The sequence below is a fragment of the Streptomyces sp. NBC_01013 genome (genome assembly GCF_045162765.1).
GTDB lineage: Bacteria > Actinomycetota > Actinomycetes > Streptomycetales > Streptomycetaceae > Streptomyces.
Genome location: NZ_CP108687.1, coordinates 8,097,595 through 8,113,018, shown reverse-complemented (window position 1 = coordinate 8,113,018; position 15,424 = coordinate 8,097,595). Strand labels below are relative to the sequence as shown.

General features: G+C 68.9%; 12 protein-coding genes and 3 pseudogenes. 9 read left to right on the top strand and 6 right to left on the bottom strand.

The window, feature by feature from the left end:
• Nucleotides 1–326: 326 nt before the first annotated feature.
• The 6 genes from OG538_RS35170 (at nucleotide 327) to OG538_RS35145 (ending at nucleotide 6,972) form a co-directional block, all read left to right on the top strand.
• The gene (locus OG538_RS35170) at nucleotides 327–2,099 is read left to right on the top strand and encodes a diacylglycerol kinase family protein (protein WP_406099679.1); all 1,773 of its coding nucleotides are present in this window, start codon (nucleotides 327–329) and stop codon (nucleotides 2,097–2,099) included.
• Nucleotides 2,100–3,053 carry a YihY/virulence factor BrkB family protein gene (locus OG538_RS35165; RefSeq protein WP_406099678.1) on the top strand — a complete coding sequence of 318 codons (954 nt, stop codon included), beginning with the start codon at nucleotides 2,100–2,102 and terminating at the stop codon, nucleotides 3,051–3,053. It abuts the gene before it with no gap.
• The gene (locus OG538_RS35160) at nucleotides 3,054–3,824 is read left to right on the top strand and encodes a phosphatase PAP2 family protein (RefSeq protein WP_406099677.1); all 771 of its coding nucleotides are present in this window, start codon (nucleotides 3,054–3,056) and stop codon (nucleotides 3,822–3,824) included.
• Nucleotides 3,825–3,978: 154 nt separating this feature from the next.
• A complete protein-coding gene (locus OG538_RS35155; RefSeq protein ID WP_406099676.1) occupies nucleotides 3,979–4,875 on the top strand; it encodes an NAD-dependent protein deacetylase in 897 nt (298 codons plus the stop codon).
• A gap of 420 nt (nucleotides 4,876–5,295) precedes the next feature.
• Nucleotides 5,296–5,964, top strand: coding sequence for a HEAT repeat domain-containing protein (locus tag OG538_RS35150; protein WP_406099675.1), 669 nt, complete (start codon nucleotides 5,296–5,298; stop codon nucleotides 5,962–5,964).
• A 3-nt stretch (nucleotides 5,965–5,967) separates the two neighbouring features.
• The gene (locus OG538_RS35145) at nucleotides 5,968–6,972 is read left to right on the top strand and encodes a HEAT repeat domain-containing protein (protein WP_406099674.1); all 1,005 of its coding nucleotides are present in this window, start codon (nucleotides 5,968–5,970) and stop codon (nucleotides 6,970–6,972) included.
• A 131-nt stretch (nucleotides 6,973–7,103) separates the two neighbouring features.
• Here OG538_RS35145 and OG538_RS35140 read toward each other — a convergent pair whose 3' ends face one another.
• Nucleotides 7,104–7,502 carry a MerR family transcriptional regulator gene (locus OG538_RS35140; RefSeq protein ID WP_406099672.1) on the bottom strand — a complete coding sequence of 133 codons (399 nt, stop codon included), beginning with the start codon at nucleotides 7,500–7,502 and terminating at the stop codon, nucleotides 7,104–7,106.
• A gap of 65 nt (nucleotides 7,503–7,567) precedes the next feature.
• Between OG538_RS35140 and OG538_RS35135 the strand changes: the two are divergent.
• Nucleotides 7,568–8,786, top strand: a pseudogene (locus tag OG538_RS35135) (MFS transporter).
• Nucleotides 8,787–8,919: 133 nt separating this feature from the next.
• Here the strand turns inward: OG538_RS35135 and OG538_RS35130 are convergent.
• The gene (locus tag OG538_RS35130; protein WP_406099670.1) at nucleotides 8,920–9,357 is read right to left on the bottom strand and encodes a glutaredoxin domain-containing protein; all 438 of its coding nucleotides are present in this window, start codon (nucleotides 9,355–9,357) and stop codon (nucleotides 8,920–8,922) included.
• 162 nt (nucleotides 9,358–9,519) lie between these two features.
• Complete coding sequence (locus OG538_RS35125; RefSeq protein WP_406099668.1) at nucleotides 9,520–11,043, bottom strand: catalase; 1,524 nt, start codon at nucleotides 11,041–11,043, stop codon at nucleotides 9,520–9,522.
• A gap of 706 nt (nucleotides 11,044–11,749) precedes the next feature.
• On the opposite strand from OG538_RS35125, the gene OG538_RS35120 reads away from it, so the two are divergent.
• A complete protein-coding gene (locus tag OG538_RS35120) occupies nucleotides 11,750–12,238 on the top strand; it encodes a flavin reductase family protein (protein ID WP_406099667.1) in 489 nt (162 codons plus the stop codon).
• A gap of 32 nt (nucleotides 12,239–12,270) precedes the next feature.
• Here the strand turns inward: OG538_RS35120 and OG538_RS35115 are convergent.
• The 3 genes and pseudogenes from OG538_RS35115 to OG538_RS35105 form a co-directional block, all read right to left on the bottom strand.
• Nucleotides 12,271–13,959, bottom strand: a pseudogene (locus OG538_RS35115) (CocE/NonD family hydrolase); the annotation flags it as partial.
• A pseudogene (locus OG538_RS35110) lies at nucleotides 13,956–14,662 on the bottom strand (hypothetical protein); the annotation flags it as partial. The pseudogenes OG538_RS35115 and OG538_RS35110, both read right to left, overlap by 4 nt.
• Nucleotides 14,663–14,772: 110 nt before the next feature.
• Nucleotides 14,773–14,943 (bottom strand): hydrophobic protein, encoded by a 171-nt coding sequence (locus OG538_RS35105; protein ID WP_136326944.1) that lies wholly within the window; start codon nucleotides 14,941–14,943, stop codon nucleotides 14,773–14,775.
• Between the two features lie 264 nt (nucleotides 14,944–15,207).
• On the opposite strand from OG538_RS35105, the gene OG538_RS35100 reads away from it, so the two are divergent.
• Nucleotides 15,208–15,378: a hydrophobic protein gene (locus OG538_RS35100; RefSeq protein ID WP_406099665.1), complete on the top strand. Its 171-nt coding sequence runs from the start codon at nucleotides 15,208–15,210 to the stop codon at nucleotides 15,376–15,378.
• Nucleotides 15,379–15,424: the final 46 nt, after the last annotated feature.

Sequence of the window (15,424 nt, the reverse complement as noted above, 5' to 3'; positions counted from 1 at the left end):
GTAGGGCGGTGCCGGGTGGCACATGTCGAGACCACCGCCCCACCGATCCTCCACCTGCGGTCGCTGCCGCAGTCGAGGCGCGCCGCGCCCTGAGCCAATCAGCCCCGGGGATCCCGGCAGGTCGATCAGCCCCGGGGATCCCGGCACATGACCCGTGCCACGTCGGCGGGCGACGGCGACCTCGGAGCTCCGCCCCACCGGCAGGTGGGGAGAGCCGAATGGACGCGTACGCGGACGGATTCCGGGGCACACGGCGGAGCACCGGGAGGTCCGAGCCGTCGGCCGGCCACCACCGCAGTCCTGCTACGCCGAGAGTTTGGAGCCCCATGCCTACCGCCCTGCCGGAGAGACCGGTCCGATCTGCCGCGGCACCCCCTGCCGGCTCCCGCCCCGGGCGATCGCCCGCCCTGACCAGTGGCAGCGGGCCGGCCGCACTGCGGATCGGCGCACTGACCGTCTGTCAGGCCGCGCTGATGGTCGGGCTCGGTCTCCTGATCACCGGACCCGCCAACGGAGTGTGGCCGCTGACCGTCGAGGACCACGTCAACGAGGGTTTCGAGCGCCTACGCACAGGAGCCCTCAGCGACGCGTCACTCATCGCGTCGGAGGCCGGCAACACCGGCACGGTGGTCATCGTCACCGTACTGGCCTGTCTGGGGCTGATCCTGATACCCCGGCTGCCGAAATGGCGGGAGGCGGTGTTCCTCGCCCTCTCCGTCTCCCTCCAGGCACTGGTGTTCCTGGTCATCTCCACCTCCGTGGACCGCGACCGGCCGGATGTGGACCGCCTCGACGCCTCGCCGCCGACGGCCAGTTACACCTCCGGCCACACGGGTGCCGCCACGGCGCTCTACGCCGGACTCGCCGTTCTGGCGCTCTCCCGTATCCGGGGCCCGTGGCGGAAGGCGGTCGGCGGGCTGCTGCTCCTCGTACCGCTGCTGGTGGCCCTCGCGCGGCTCTACCGGGGGATGCACCATCCCACCGATGTCGTCGGCGGACTGCTGAACGGCAGCCTGTCGCTCCTGATCGTCGGCCGCGCCCTGATGACCGACGGCCACAGCCCCGCCCCTGCGCCGTCGAACGCCATGGAGGTCGCGCTGGAGGCAGCGGAGCAACGCTCCGAACGCGTTGCCGGCCACACCGTCGTCATCGTCAACCCGACCGTCACGGATGATGCGGAACGCGACCACCTGCGGCTGGTCCTGGAACAACACGGCCGCCATGCCGCGGAGTTCGTCGCCACCACTGCCGACGATCCGGGCGGCGGCCAGGCCGCCGCAGCCATTCGTGACGGCGCGTCGCTCGTCGTGGTCTGCGGTGGCGACGGAACGGTGCGAACGGTGGCGGACGCACTGGCCGGCACCGGGGTCCCCCTGGCCGTGGTGCCTTGCGGCACCGGCAACCTGCTCGCCCGGAACCTGGGACTGCCGCTGAAACCCGCGGACGCCCTGGACGCCGCGCTGTCGGGCGGCGCTCGCCGTATCGATATGGGGCGGATCGAGGGCGACTCCCTCCCGGCGACCCGCTTCACCGCCATATCCGGCGCCGGCCTGGACGCCGCGATGCTGGAGAACACCGGAGACCACGCGAAGTCCGTCCTGGGCTGGCCCGCCTACGTGGTAGCCGGTGTCCGCAGTCTGCGAGCACCCCGGATGGCCGTGTCGATCCGGCTCGACAGCGGGCCGGTCCTGCACCGCACCGCCCGTACGGTGCTCCTCGCCAACATCGGCAGGGTGCAGGGCGGCGCTGCCCTCGTCCCGGTCGCCGAACCCGACGACGGGGTCCTGGATCTCGCCGTCTTCGACCCGCACGGGCCCACGGGCTGGCTGCGTGTCATCGGGATACTGCTGCGGGGCCGTTCGAAACCCCCTCGCCCGTCCACGCAGGGCAGCTTCCCTCCCGCGAACAGCACCGAGACCGACAACGGCACCGCTGCCGGCACCCCGGTGGAGTACTTCACCTTCCGCCGCGCGGAAATCCACTTCTCCCCCGTGCAGCCGCGCGAGATCGACGGAGATCCTGTACGACCGGGCCGACGGCTCGTCGCCGAAGTCGAGGCCGGGGCCCTCACGGTCCTCCTGCCGACGGGGGGCGAGTGAATGGGAACCGCGACCCGCGTCCCGCAGACCCGCGACATGGCAGGTGACGAACTCTCCGCCGACGAGGCACTGGCATCGCTGCGCCGCTACGGTGGCTGGCCCCTGGTGCGTGACTCCTTCGTCCGCTTCCGGTACGCCGACGGTTTCAGCCACTCCCGCGCGCTCGCCCTGCAGACCGTGCTCGCCGTGATACCGCTCGTCATCGCCTTCGTCGGGCTGTCCGCCTCACTGCACACGGAGAACGTCGGAAGGCTGGCGGAACTGACCATCCACCGCCTCGCGGCGGGACCGAGCGCCAAGGTGGTGGACGATGCTCTCGACCGGAGCAAGCAGAGCGCCGGGGAGGGCTCTCAGCTCACGCTCTGGTTCGGACTGGCCTTCTCGCTGGTGAACGTCACCACGGCGATGTGCCAGATCGAACGCGGCGCCAACCGGATCTACGGGGTGGAGCGTGACCGCCCCTTCCACCGGAAGTACTTCCGGGGTCTGGTGATGGCGCTGGCTGCCGGGATCCCGCTGGGCATCGGCTTCATCCTGATGGTGGTGGGAGGCGACCTGGCCGCAGCCGCTGTGACGGTCTACGGTCTCGACGACGGCGCCGGAAGCTCCTGGGACCTGCTGCGCTGGCCGTGCGGGCTGCTGCTCGCCCTCATCTCCGCGAGCGCGATCTTCCGTCGATCCCCTCGTCGCACGCAGCCGGGCTACACCTGGCTGGCGTTCGGGGCGGCCGTCTACCTGGTGCTGTGGACGATGCTGACCTGGCTGCTCAGCCTCTATCTCTCGATCAGCGGGTCCTTCGACACGGTCTACGGCCCTCTGAGTGCCTTCATGTCACTGCTCCTCTGGGCCTATCTGACCTCCATCGCCCTCTTTCTCGGTCTGTCCTTCGCCGCGCAACTGGAAGCCGCGCGTGCCCGGCGGCCCGGTCCCATCCACCCCGATCCGGGAGCGTGAATGGTTGCACGAGCGACTGGCCCGCTGCGTCGTGAGCGCCGCGCGCGGGCGGACCGCAGATTCGGTGTCAGGCTGCTCGGCGCTGTGGCCGTCGCCGCGCTCTCCGCCGTGCCCTTCGGCCTTCTTCTCGTCCTCGTCGAGGGCCGATGGCGCCCACTGCGTGTCATGGACGCGGGCGCGGCGCGGCGGCTGCACGCGACCGCGCTCGCACACCCCGGGTGGACGAGCGCCCTCCGCTTCCTGTCCGACTGGGTCTGGGATCCGGCGACGCTGCGTTGCCTGGTCGCCCTGCTGACGGCTTGGCTGCTCTGGCGCCGCGCCTGGCGGCTGGCCGCCTGGTCCGGCGTGACGGCGGTGGCCGGCGCCCTGACGGGGCTGCTGGTCAAGACCGTGGTCGAGCGGGCGAGGCCCTCTCTGGCTGACCCGGTGGCCCAGGCACCGGGCTTCTCCTTCCCCTCGGGTCACGCGATGACCGCCACCACCTCGCTCGCCATCCTGATGCTCGTCCTGCTACCGCTGGTTCCCCGTGGCTGGTTGCGGGCTCTGTGCTGGGGCGGGTCGGTGCTCTCGGTGGTGGGTGTGGGCTTCACCCGGGTCGCGCTCGGCGTCCACTGGTTCAGCGACGTGGTCGGCGGCTGGCTCCTCGGTCTGGCCGTGGTGGCGTCGACCGCCTGGGCCTTCGAGGCCTGGCGCGCCGACTCCGGCAGGCGCCGCAGTTCGGTGGCCCAGGGCCTGGAGCCGGAACTGACCGAGGCCGTGCCGGAGCGGTGAGCGACGCGGCCGCCCTCCCCCGTCCGGCAGCCCGAGCAGCCTGGCAGGACGCCCGGTCAAGGGGGCGCAGGAAGAACTCCGGCCTCCTCGCACAGTTGGCGCGTGCCATGGACGGGGCCATCGGTGAGGGCGGCCTGTTCCGTACTCTGGACACATGCGCATGCGCCCCACCCTCAGCTGGACCCCCACCGAGGAGCTGCCCCCCGCCATCACCGATCTGGAGCCGGTGGCCGAAGCGCTGAGCACCGGCGGCGTACTGGTGCTCAGCGGAGCGGGTATCTCCACGGAATCGGGGATCCCCGACTACCGGGGCGAGGGCGGAAGCCTGAGCCGGCACACTCCGATGACCTACCAGGACTTCACCGCCGACGCCCAGGCCCGTCGCAGGTACTGGGCGCGCAGCCATCTCGGCTGGCGTACCTTCGGCCGCGCCCGTCCCAACGCAGGGCACCGGGCCGTCGCCGCGTTCGAGCGGCGCGGTCTGCTCTCCGGTGTGATCACGCAGAACGTCGACGGTCTGCACCAAGCCGCAGGCAGCGAGGGCGTCGTGGAACTCCACGGAAGCCTGGAACGCGTCGTCTGTCTTTCCTGCGGCGCCTCCAGCTTGCGCCGCGAACTCGCCCGGCGGCTGGAGGAGGCCAATCCCGGCTTCGCACCGGTGGCCGCCGCGATCAACCCGGACGGTGACGCCGACCTCACCGACGAACAGGTAGGCGACTTCTGTGTGGTGCCCTGCACGGTCTGCGGCGGCACCCTCAAACCGGACGTGGTGTTCTTCGGCGAAGCCGTGCCCCCACAGCGGGTCGAGCACTGCCGCACGCTGGTCCGTGACGCCGCCTCGCTGCTGGTCCTGGGCTCCTCACTGACGGTGATGTCCGGACTCCGGTTCGTTCGCTACGCGGCCCAGGCCGGAAAGCCCGTGCTGATCGTGAACCGGGATCTGACCCGGGGCGACCGGCATGCCGTCGCCCGCATCGCTCTCCCTCTGGGGGCTGCTCTCACCACGGTGGCCGTAGAACTGGGCATCGCCCTCAACGACGGGACGACATAGGCGCCGTCGCGCTGGCCGACCGCGGACTGCGGCATGGAGCCGTGAGCCCCCCGCCCGTGGACCGTGACGCACAGGCTGTCGGCGGCAGCCGACAGGGGGAGCCCGCCGCGGTGCCGACGTATCCGGCCGGGTACGCAGGACGTGCTGGGCGAGCACCACGGCGGGTCGGGGCACCTTCGCCGTCAGACCGTCCTCGCTCAGAGGGCGTCAGCGCCGTCCAGGATCCCGATCACGCCGGTGCCACCAGCGCCTCCGGTGACCTGGTGGCCACTGTCCCGCCAGGCGTCGGACGCCTTCTCGCCGTGCGGGCCTCCTGGAAGCGTCTCCGTCTCTCCTCTTGCCGGCGTCATGGCTCGGCGGGCCCGGCTTGACCTTGACACGGTGACAGGGCCTTCACTGCTTGCCAGGGAGGTGGTCCACATGACGATCACGAAACGGGACACGGATGCGATGCGTGCGCTCCGGGGGCTGGGGGACGACAGTTCGTCCGTACGACTGCGGGCCGCTCTGGAGCTCGGCACCACACCTGACCCGCGCTTCGTCGAGACGCTCGTCGAGCGATGCGGGATCGAACCGGAGCTCTACGTCCGAGAGATGCTGACCTGGGCGCTCACTCGCCACCCGGTGTCCGTCACGCTCCCCCGGCTGGTTCAGGAGGTCCGCTCGGAGCATGCGCAGGCACGGAGCCAGGCGCTGCATACGTTGTCCAAGATCGGGGACCGGCGGGCGTGGCCTGCGGTCACCCGGTCGCTGTTGTCCGACGCCGACCCGGAGGTGGCCCGGAGCGCCTGGCGGGCCGCGGTCGTGCTCGTGCCGGAAAGCGAGAAGCCGGCTCTGGCGTCGGCTCTGTCGGCGCACCTCGGGCGCGGTGAGCGGGAGACACAACTGAGTCTGAGCCGCGCACTGGTGGCCCTGGGTGAGGTGATCGTCCCCGCTCTGCGTACCGCGACGGTCCGTGACCCGCGCGTGCGGGTCCACGCTCTTGCCACACAACGCCTGCTGAGCGACCCGGATTCGGGATTCGAGTGCGCGATCGAGGAGGCGAAGCGCGTCGTGGCCCTCGGCGGGTCCGTGCCGGGGGGAGAATAGGGCGTGTTGATCGGTGAGGTGGCGCAGCGGTCCGGAGTGAGCGCCCGCATGCTCCGGCACTACGAGACGCTCGGGCTCGTACGGGCTTCCGGTCGTACGGGCTCCGGATATCGGGAGTACTCCGAGGGGGACATCCGACGGATCTTCCATATCGAGAGCCTCCGGTCACTGGGGCTTTCACTGCGTGAGATCGGGCGTGCGCTCGACGATCCGGGCTTCATGCCGTCGGAGCTCGTCGGCGACCTCATCCGTCAGACACGCGAACGCATGGAGGCCGAGACCGAACTCCTCACTCGGCTGTGCCGGATCGACGCGGCGGACCCCGCCCGCTGGGAGGACGTCCTCCAGGCCGTTGCGCTCCTTCAAGCGCTGAGGTCGACGAGTGCCGGAGTGCGCCAACGCGCGGCCCTTGCCTCGGTCCACGAGATTCCGGTGCCTGTGGAGGCTCTGGTCGAGGCGGCACTGACCGAGACCGAGCCGAACGTTGCCGGAGCCCTGAGATGGGCGCTGTCCCGGTCGGGCGACGACGGCTCGGTGCTGCTGGCGGAGGGCCTCACCGCTCCGGTGGCCGCGGTGCGGGAGCGGGCCGTTCAGTCCCTCGCCAGGATGCCCGGCGAGGAGGCTGCGGCACAGCTGCGGCAGGCCCTCACGCACCCCGACCTCGCGGTCCGCAGGCAGGCGGCTCTGGCGCTCGGCTCACGCGGAACAGCCGATGCGATCCCGACGCTCATCGACATGATCGCGGAGGGGGCGAACGACAGTGATGCCGCCGATGCCCTCAGTGTGCTTGCGAGCGAAACCCCGGACGCGAACCACATCGCGACCGGGCTCCTCGACCGTCTCGCCCAGCACACCGCACAGGATCCCGCCCGCAGCCGGCTCACTCAGGCGCTGGCCGGTATCCCGGGTGCCATGGCGTCACGTGCACTCGGGAAGCTGTCGGATGACGAGGACCGTGCCGTCGCTCTGACTGCGGCATACCTCCTTCAGCGACGCGAGGAGCGGTGACGCGTCTCTCCAGGGCGCCACGTACACGGCCGAGGAATTCCGCGAAGCTGCTTCCGAGGCCGCCGTGTCGCCGGCCGGCGGCCCGCACTGCTGGAGGCCCGAGGTCGATGCCGCCCGCCCGCCGTCGCCCGTCATGACGTTGCGGATACCTCTGAGGCTGCGGCTGGACGATTGTTGCCGCGCACCACGTCGAGATAGTCGGCTACGGCGTCCCTGTTGCGGGTCAGACATCTGATGCGTTCGGTCATGCGGTCACGCTCGAATTCGAGCGTGGCGATCATCTCCGGCGTCGCGTCGGAAAAGTGGATGATCCGGGGCTTGTCGAGGCACGGGAGGATCTGCTTGATGATCCGGGTCGGCAATCCGGCATCGAGCAGCCCCCTGATCTGCACGACCCGGTCCACGTTGTACTCGTCATACGCGCGATAGCCGTTCGGGGAACGCCCAGCGACGATCAGTCCTTGCTCCTCGTAGTAGCGCAGCAGCCGACGGGGTGTTCGTGTGCGCTCCGACAGCTCTCCGATGCGCATGTGCTCCACCTCACTCCTGGGCCCGTTGACCTTCACACCAATGTGATGGCTGGAGCATACGCGCCATGAGAAACCACGCCGCACGACCAGCCGACTCCCGTGCCGGATCCGAGGATCAGAAGCTCCCGTTGCCGGCGCTGTTGGCGCTGGCCACAGCCGTCTTCATCACCAGCCTGACCGAGACGCTGCCCGCCGGCCTGCTGCCCGCGATGAGTGCCGACCTCAAGGTCGGCGAGTCCGCCACGGGACAGACGATGACGATCTACGCGATCGGGACCGCACTCACGGCGATCCCCTTGACCGCGGCCACAGCAGGGTGGCGGCGCAAGCGGCTGCTGCTGACGGCGATGGCGGGGTTCGCCGTCGCCAACACGGTCACGGCTGTCTCGGCGAACTTTCCGCTGACCATGGTGGCCCGGTTCGTCGCCGGGGTGGCCGCAGGCACGGCGTGGGCACTGCTGGCCGGATACGCCCGCCGAATGGCACCCGTTCACCTGCAGGGCAAAGCGATCGCGATCGCCATGGCCGGCATTCCGATCGCCCTGTCACTGGGAGTGCCCGCAGGGACCTTCCTCGGACAAACCCTTGACTGGCGGGTGGCGTTCTTGATCATGACCGCACTCACCATCGTCCTGCTCGCATGGATCACCGCGATAGTCCCGGACTATCCCGGGCAGCGGCCGGAAGGCCGGATGCCGATGCGGCGTACCCTCACCATTCCCGGCGTGGCACCGGTTCTGTTCGTCACACTGGTGTTCGTGCTGGCCCACACCATCCTCTACACCTACATCGCCACGTTCCTCGACCGGCTCGACATGGGAGACTCCACCGGCCTCGTGCTACTGCTCTTCGGCGCAGCCTCGCTGGTGAGCATCTGGATCGTGGGCGCGCACATCAACCGGCGGCTGCGCACCCTCACCATCGCCGGCACCCTCCTGGTCGCCGTGGCGGCCGTCATCCTGGCAGTGCCGGCCGACAGCCCCGCTCCGGTCTGTCTCGCGGTGTTGTTGTGGGGTCTGGGATGGGGAGGCGTCCCCACCCTCCTGCAGACCGCCGCGGGCGACGCGGGGGGGCGAGTCGGCGGACGCCGCGCAAGCCATGCTCGTCACCCTGTGGAACGTGGCCATGGCCGGCGGCGGAGTCGCCGGCGGCATCCTTCTCGACATGGTCGGCTCCGCCTCTTTTCCCTGGACCGTCCTCGTCCTCCTGATGCCGGTGCTGGTCGTCACGGTCGCCGCTCGCACACACGGTTTCCCCGTCAAGCGCGCGAGCACGACCTCATGAGTCCCGTCCGGTCACCACTGCCTGGGCGCGGCCCGCTCCGATCGGCAGGAACCACCGACGTGAGCCGTGGCCGGTGCGTGGGGGGCGACCCTGGCCGACACTGGGCCCCTCACGGCATGGCCCTCACACCCGATCACTCCGAGGAGGCGACCTGGCCTCTCACCCACTGGACATCAGGGTTGACGTACGGCCGGCCCGCCACGAAGACCGTGGGCACGGTCTCATTGCCGTCGCAGGCCTCCCGTACCATCGCCGCCCCGGCCGGATCTCGCCAGATGTCGACCCAGTGCAGCCGGTGAGCGCCACGGCCCAGCCGGATGCGCAGGCGCAGGCAGTACTTGCAGCCCGACCGCCAGAAGACGACAGGCCTACCGTCGACCGCGGTACGTCGTTCTGCCTCCACCGCGCTGATCGACTTCGGGAAGATCAGAGGCGAGTTCACGGCTGCGAGCAGCACGAACGCCAACAGGACTGCGGCCCCTTCGCCGGCGCTCCCCCGGAGGATCAGCCCGGTCCCCATCATTGAGCCGCAGAGCACGAACAACATCGGAAGAATCCACGAGCGCATCATGGCGGCGAGGCTATCGACAGGTCGAAGTACCGCTCGCACCCGGAGCGTTCGTTCGGGCCCGCAGGACACGGCAGCGTCCTGCGGGCCCGTAAGACGCAGTGGCCATCCTCCACGGACGGAACAACTCGTGCGGGCATCCGTCACGGGGACCCGCGTCCGCCGTCAGGCTTTTGCCTGCATGTCCCGTCGCGCAGGGTTGCTCTGCTCGGCCGCCTTGGGATCCTTCTCGTCCGCCTTGGCGCGGACCCCCTGTTCGATCCGCTCACCGATCGACTTGTCGATGTTGGACCAGTACTCAAAGGCTCGTTGCAGCACGGGTTCCGTCACCCCGTTGAGAAGATGCCCCACGACGTTGTCCACCAGACGCTCACGGGCTGCGTCGTCGAAGACCTCACGCACCATGGTGCCGGGCTGGCCCCAGTCGTCGTCCTCGGAGTGGGAGACGTACGCGGCCCGGGTGATGTCCCCGTCGGCGTACCAGCTGGGCGGGCTCCCGTAGCGGGCGGTGTCGGCCGCGGGGCCGCCCTTGGAGTTCGGCGCGTAGACGGGATCGGTCGTCTTGCGGTACGCCATCGCCCCGTCCTTCGAGTACGTGTTCACCGGGACGACGGGCGCGTTGACGGGAAGCTGCTGGTAGTTGCCTCCGATCCGGTACCGGTGGGCATCCGCGTATGCGAACAGCCGGGCCAGCAGCATCCGGTCCGGGCTGGGGCCGATGCCGGGGACCATGTTGTTCGGCTGGAAGGCCGCCTGCTCGATCTCGGCATGGTTGTCGGTGGGGTTGCGGTCCAGGGTCATCCGGCCGACCTCGATCAGCGGATAGTCGCTGTGCGGCCACACCTTGGTCAGGTCGAACGGGTTGAACCGATACTCCGCGGCGTCCTCGTACGGCATGACCTGTACGTGAAGGGTCCAGCTCGGGTAGTCGCCGTCGCGGATGTGCTCGAAGAGATCCCGGGTGTGGTAGTCGGTGTCCGCCGCGGCCATCTGATCGGCCTCGTGCTGGGTGAAGCACTCGATGCCCTGGTCGGTCTTGAAGTGGTACTTCACCCAGTGCCGCTCGCCCTGCGCATTGATCCACATGTAGGTGTGGGAGGTGTAGCCATTCATGTGGCGCCAGCTGCGGGGAATCCCTCGGTCACCCATCAGCCATGCGACCTGGTGGGCCGACTCGGGCGACAGGGTCCAGAAGTCCCACTGCATGTCGTGGTCACGCAGGTTGTTGTCCGCGCGGCGCTTCTGGGACCGGATGAAGTGCTGGAACTTCATCGGATCCTTGATGAAGAACACGGGGGTGTTGTTACCCACCATGTCGTAGTTGCCCTCGCTGGTGTAGAACTTCACCGCGAAGCCCCGCGGGTCACGCCACGTGTCCGGGCTGCCCCGCTCCCCCGCGACGGTGGAGAACCGGGTCACCAGCTCGGTCCTGGTCCCTGGCTGGAAGACGGCCGCCTTCGTGTAGGCGCTGACGTCGTTGGTGACCTCGAAGTGTCCGAAGGCTCCACTGCCCTTGGCGTGGGGCTGGCGTTCTGGAATCCGCTCGCGATTGAACTGCGCCATCTGCTCGATCAGGTAAGCGTCCTGCAGCAGGATCGGGCCGCCCGGTCCGACGGTGAGCGAGTGTTCGTCGCTCTCCACAGGCGCCCCGGAATCGGAGGTGGTCGGCTCACGTGAAGCGTCGGTCATCAGGCTGCCCTCCATCATGTTGCTGTGGGTGCGCAGCCGGTCGCGCCGAAGGGCGAAACGGCGTCGCGCTACCTCGCTTAGCCCGGATTGGGTGATGCCAAACCTGGGCGAAAGGAATATTTCGCCATTCTGTCCGACTTCCTGGCGTGAGGCGCGCCGCCCGTACAGCACCCGCTTGTCCCGCATCAGCCGGCATACTCCCCCGCCGGCCGGTCCCAGCCCGACTGCTGGTGGGCCCGGGAAGCGAGGACCCCCGTGCGCCGCGGCGGCCCGCCGGCGCGCTGTGCACTGACAGCGGGCGGTGACTGTCGTGGGTGGGGTCCCCTGCTCCGCGGTCTCGACGATGGTCGTCGGCCGTTCGGGCGAGGCGGGGTGCCGCCCCCGTCGCGGCGAGCGGATCGATGGCCCTGGGGCCGCTCGTTCTGGATCATGCCGGACCCCGCCTCGCGCGGCATGATCCAGAACGAGCGGCCCAGCTGTGCTGCCCGAAGCAGGCGCCGAGCCGTGCCGCCCCGCAGCATTTCTGCGAGCCCCCGGAGGCACTGGTGCCACTCAGTCGTGGGTGCGCGCGGACGGGGCCGCCGGCTTCCACCCCTAGTGACGGGCAGGCCAGGATGGAGCTTCCGCGACCTGAATGAGTACGCTGCCCGGCGAAGCATCTGAACGTGCCCCGTGACCCGATCGCGCGGATGAGGAGCCGAGAACCGTGACCGCCCTGGACCCGTTCACCGCCGCCCTCGACTACCCGCTGTATGTCGTGACCGTGGAGGCAACCGGCGAACGGGCCGGCTGCCTGGTCGGCTTCGCCTCGCAGTGCTCCATCCGGCCGCCCCGGTTCATCGTGTGGCTGTCGAAGGCCAACCGGACCTTCCGCGTCGCCACCCGTGCCGACCGGCTGGCCGTCCACCTGCTCCGACACGACCAAGACCGTCTGGCCCACCTCTTCGGCGGCGAGAGCGGGGACAGGACCGACAAGTTCACCCGTACCGCCTGGCACCCGGGCCCGGGCGGGGCACCGGTCCTCGACGAAGCGCCCGCCTGGTTCGTCGGCAGCATCGAGAACCGCATCGACGGCGGCGACCACGTCGGGTTCCTGCTCGTCCCGGAGGCTGCGGACCACCCCGCGGCCGACGGCTTCCCCCTCCTGTCCCTGGCTGACGGCCGCGACATCGCCCCGGGACATCCGGCGGACTGAAGGATGCGTTCCTGAGCGGACACGGGCGGGGTTCAGACGTTCACTCTCGGCACGCTCTCGTTCCAGGTGCGGGAGAAGACCCTCCGGCCGTCCTCGTAACCATCCAAGGTGGCGTCAACCCGGAACTCGGTCTCGTTCGACGTCAGGATCGTGCGGGTCTCGACCCGGACGTCCCATGCGGGACGTGCGAACCGCATGGTCCAGGCCGACTCACCGCTCACCGATCCGAAGTCGTCCGCGATGGAGGTGTACCACTCATGGGCCCTCAGCCCGACCTCGATCCCGTTCTCCTCGTACCTCTGCAGCCCTCGGTCCTTCACGGTGTCGAGCGAGGAGTGGTAGTCGACCAGGTTCCTGGACACGGTCCACGCCTGTTCGGGCTCGGTCAGCTGAGTGACCTCCGGCGGCTCACACCCCTCGGGGTCGCCGAAGGGTGCCGGGGGCACCGCGTCCGGGGCCTCGGCGGGCAGGACAGGCAGCGTGAGGCGGCTGCCGGCCTCATGAACGCTCAGCCGGGCGGGTGAGGGCGCCCAGACGAGCGGCCAGTACGACGTGGAGAGCGAGAGCCGAATGCGGTGTCCCGGCGGAAACGCCTGGGCAACTCCGTTGAGCGGCACACGGACTCGGTAGTTCTTGCCCGGCTCAAGCGGCTCGGGGTGGCTTCACCGGATCGGTGGGCGAGACTGAGCACGCCGTAGGTCACCCGGGTCGCACGGCCGTCGGGCGCGACGTCGGACAGCCGGACGGTGATCTGGGCCGCGCGGCCGGACGACGACACGAGCAGGTCCACTGCGGGGGCGCCGAGGATCTCCAGGCGCTCCGTCAGCGGCTGGGTGTCGAAGACCAGTGGTCCGCCGTCCTCCTCCCGCTGGTCGTACGGCAGATCCGGCGGGGCGTTGTACGAGGCCCACTTGCCGGCGAACTGACCGACGGACAGGGGCGACTGAATCGTGTGGACGCGCCCTTCGGGTTCGTCCGCCCCTGATCACGGGCGTTCCTCTCCCTCGCGCACGATCGCGTGGTCGCGCAGAGGGTGTGTCACCTCGTGGATGTGCGGCGAGGGCCAGCCCGGCTCCACCACCCATCGGCCCGGGCGCTCCTGGTAGGGCGTGGACGGGGGCACGCTCTCCTGCATCCAGGCATGGATCATGGGGCCGTCCATGACGCCGTTGTCGGCACCCTTGAGCCAGCGGTCCCACCAGCGGACGACCTCCTGGAGGTACCCGATGGCGGGTCCGGGTTCGCCGAGGTGAGGAAGCTTGTGCGATCAGGGGCCGATCAGACCCTTGCGCGGTACGTCGACACGGCTGAGGAGGCGTGTAAACAGCGTTGGAGTATCCGTCCGCCCAGCTACTGGAGGGGAGCACGGGGCAGCGCAGAGCCCGGTAGTTCTCACTGAGCGATGCGTGGCGCCAGTAGTCGTCGCGGTGCTGGTGCCGCAGCCATTCCAGAACCCAGGGCCGAGCGGCGTCCAGGCGCTCGTGCCACATGTCGCGCCAGCGCTCACCTACCACGGCCGGATCGGGTGGGCAGGTGGCGTAGGCGAACATCGTTCCGGCCTCGGCCAGATTGTCGGACAGCATGGCGCCTCCGACGTAGTGCATGTCGTCCGCATACCTGTCGTCCGTGAAGGAGGCGATGACGATGGCCCCCAGGCTCGGCGGCCGGCGGGCAGCGACCTGGAGTGCGGAGAACGCGCCCCAGGAGATGCCCATCAGCCCTCGACGTACTGGAAGAGTTCCGCGAGTGACTGGGAGTGTCGCGGATTGATCTCCAGCAGACTGATCTCCTCGGTCGTCGGCTCATAGAAGTACTCGATGCTGAATGTGGCCGAGTCCATGCGTATCTGCCGCATCGTTCGCTTGCTCACCTCGTGCAGCTTCCGAATCACGGACGGGGGAAGCGTGCTCGGATACTGGTGGCGCAGGAAGCAGGGAGAATCCGGGTAGTTGATCGAGTCGAGCACTCCGTAGACGGTGACTTCCCCGTCGTACACATAACCCTCGACGGCTACCTGAAGGCCGGTCATGGCCTCTTCCGCGAGACAGACCTGACCTCCCACCCCGGCCATTTACGGCGGCCGTTGGAGCAGTTCTGCTGCTCCAGTCGACTCCAGTACTTGTGTTCACATTAGACGATGGCCTTCAGGCTGGTAGTGCGTGTGTGGTACTCCCTGCCGAGCATCGGAACGAGCGTGCTGACCGGGAAGTCCCAGTAACCGACAATCTCGTCGATACTGCCTTCGTGGGCATCAAGAATCGCACGAGCACGACTCATCAGATCGGCCACCGACACCTCCCCCTCCTGCAACTCACTGATGCTCAGCAGCCGGTGGAACCCCTACGCCTCCGCGTCCGGGGCAACGTTCAGGGTCGGCACGTTGGCTTCGTCGAGTCCGACCACGAAAATGCGGTTTCCCTCGATGCGCGAGCGGGCCGGCCCAGCCGCAGGAGCCTTTGGGAGCGCACACACGGGGTGGCCCCGACCTGATGGTCGGGGCCACCCCGTGTGTGCCGATTGATCGTCGTCGCCGCCTACCAGCGGTACCAACGACCACGGCGACCACCCGCGCCGGCGGAACGCATGACGAAACCGAGCAGCCAGACGGCCAACACGATCACTGCCACGATCCACAAGGCCTTCAAGGCGAATCCGGCACCGAACAGGACGAGAGCGAGCAGAAGAACGAGAAGCAGGGGAACCATAGTTATCAACCTCCAGAGCAGCATGTGCCCCGATCACCGCCCACCATGCACGCGAAATCAGGTGTTTCTCTCCTTGGATCACGGGAAGGAGGGACCATTTGACCGAGTGCCTACGGCCCTCAAATGCACCGTGCGCACCCCCTTTGCCGGCGTGAGACCCATGAGCGGTGAAACCGTCCGCCATGACACCCCTCGAAGGCACATCAAGTTTGCAGGAATGGAGCTCCAGCGCCCGGGCACATGAGGCCTCGGAGGTTGATACTCATGATTCCCATCATTCTTGTTCTTCTGCTCGCCCTGCTTCTCTTCGGTGCCGGATTCGCATTGAAGGCCCTGTGGTGGATTGCCATCGTGGTGCTGGTCGTATGGCTTCTCGGGTTCGTTATCCGCCCGGCCGCAAGTGGCGGCAAGCGGGGGCGCTGGTATCGCTGGTAGAAAAAGCACACCCGAGGACGTGGGGTGAGTCACGGTACTTTCCGTG

Excerpts from the sequence above, each read along its gene's own strand:
- OG538_RS35130 (WP_406099670.1), bottom strand. The coding sequence starts at position 9,357 with ATGATGCGCTCGTGGATTCTTCCGATGTTGTTCGTGCTCTGCGGCTCA.
- OG538_RS35105 (WP_136326944.1), bottom strand. The coding sequence starts at position 14,943 with ATGGTTCCCCTGCTTCTCGTTCTTCTGCTCGCTCTCGTCCTGTTCGGT.
- OG538_RS35155 (WP_406099676.1), top strand. The coding sequence starts at position 3,979 with ATGCGCATGCGCCCCACCCTCAGCTGGACCCCCACCGAGGAGCTGCCC.
- OG538_RS35160 (WP_406099677.1), top strand. The coding sequence starts at position 3,054 with ATGGTTGCACGAGCGACTGGCCCGCTGCGTCGTGAGCGCCGCGCGCGG.
- OG538_RS35125 (WP_406099668.1), bottom strand. The coding sequence starts at position 11,043 with ATGACCGACGCTTCACGTGAGCCGACCACCTCCGATTCCGGGGCGCCT.
- OG538_RS35165 (WP_406099678.1), top strand. The coding sequence starts at position 2,100 with ATGGGAACCGCGACCCGCGTCCCGCAGACCCGCGACATGGCAGGTGAC.
- OG538_RS35150 (WP_406099675.1), top strand. The coding sequence starts at position 5,296 with ATGACGATCACGAAACGGGACACGGATGCGATGCGTGCGCTCCGGGGG.
- OG538_RS35100 (WP_406099665.1), top strand. The coding sequence starts at position 15,208 with ATGATTCCCATCATTCTTGTTCTTCTGCTCGCCCTGCTTCTCTTCGGT.
- OG538_RS35140 (WP_406099672.1), bottom strand. The coding sequence starts at position 7,502 with ATGCGCATCGGAGAGCTGTCGGAGCGCACACGAACACCCCGTCGGCTG.
- OG538_RS35170 (WP_406099679.1), top strand. The coding sequence starts at position 327 with ATGCCTACCGCCCTGCCGGAGAGACCGGTCCGATCTGCCGCGGCACCC.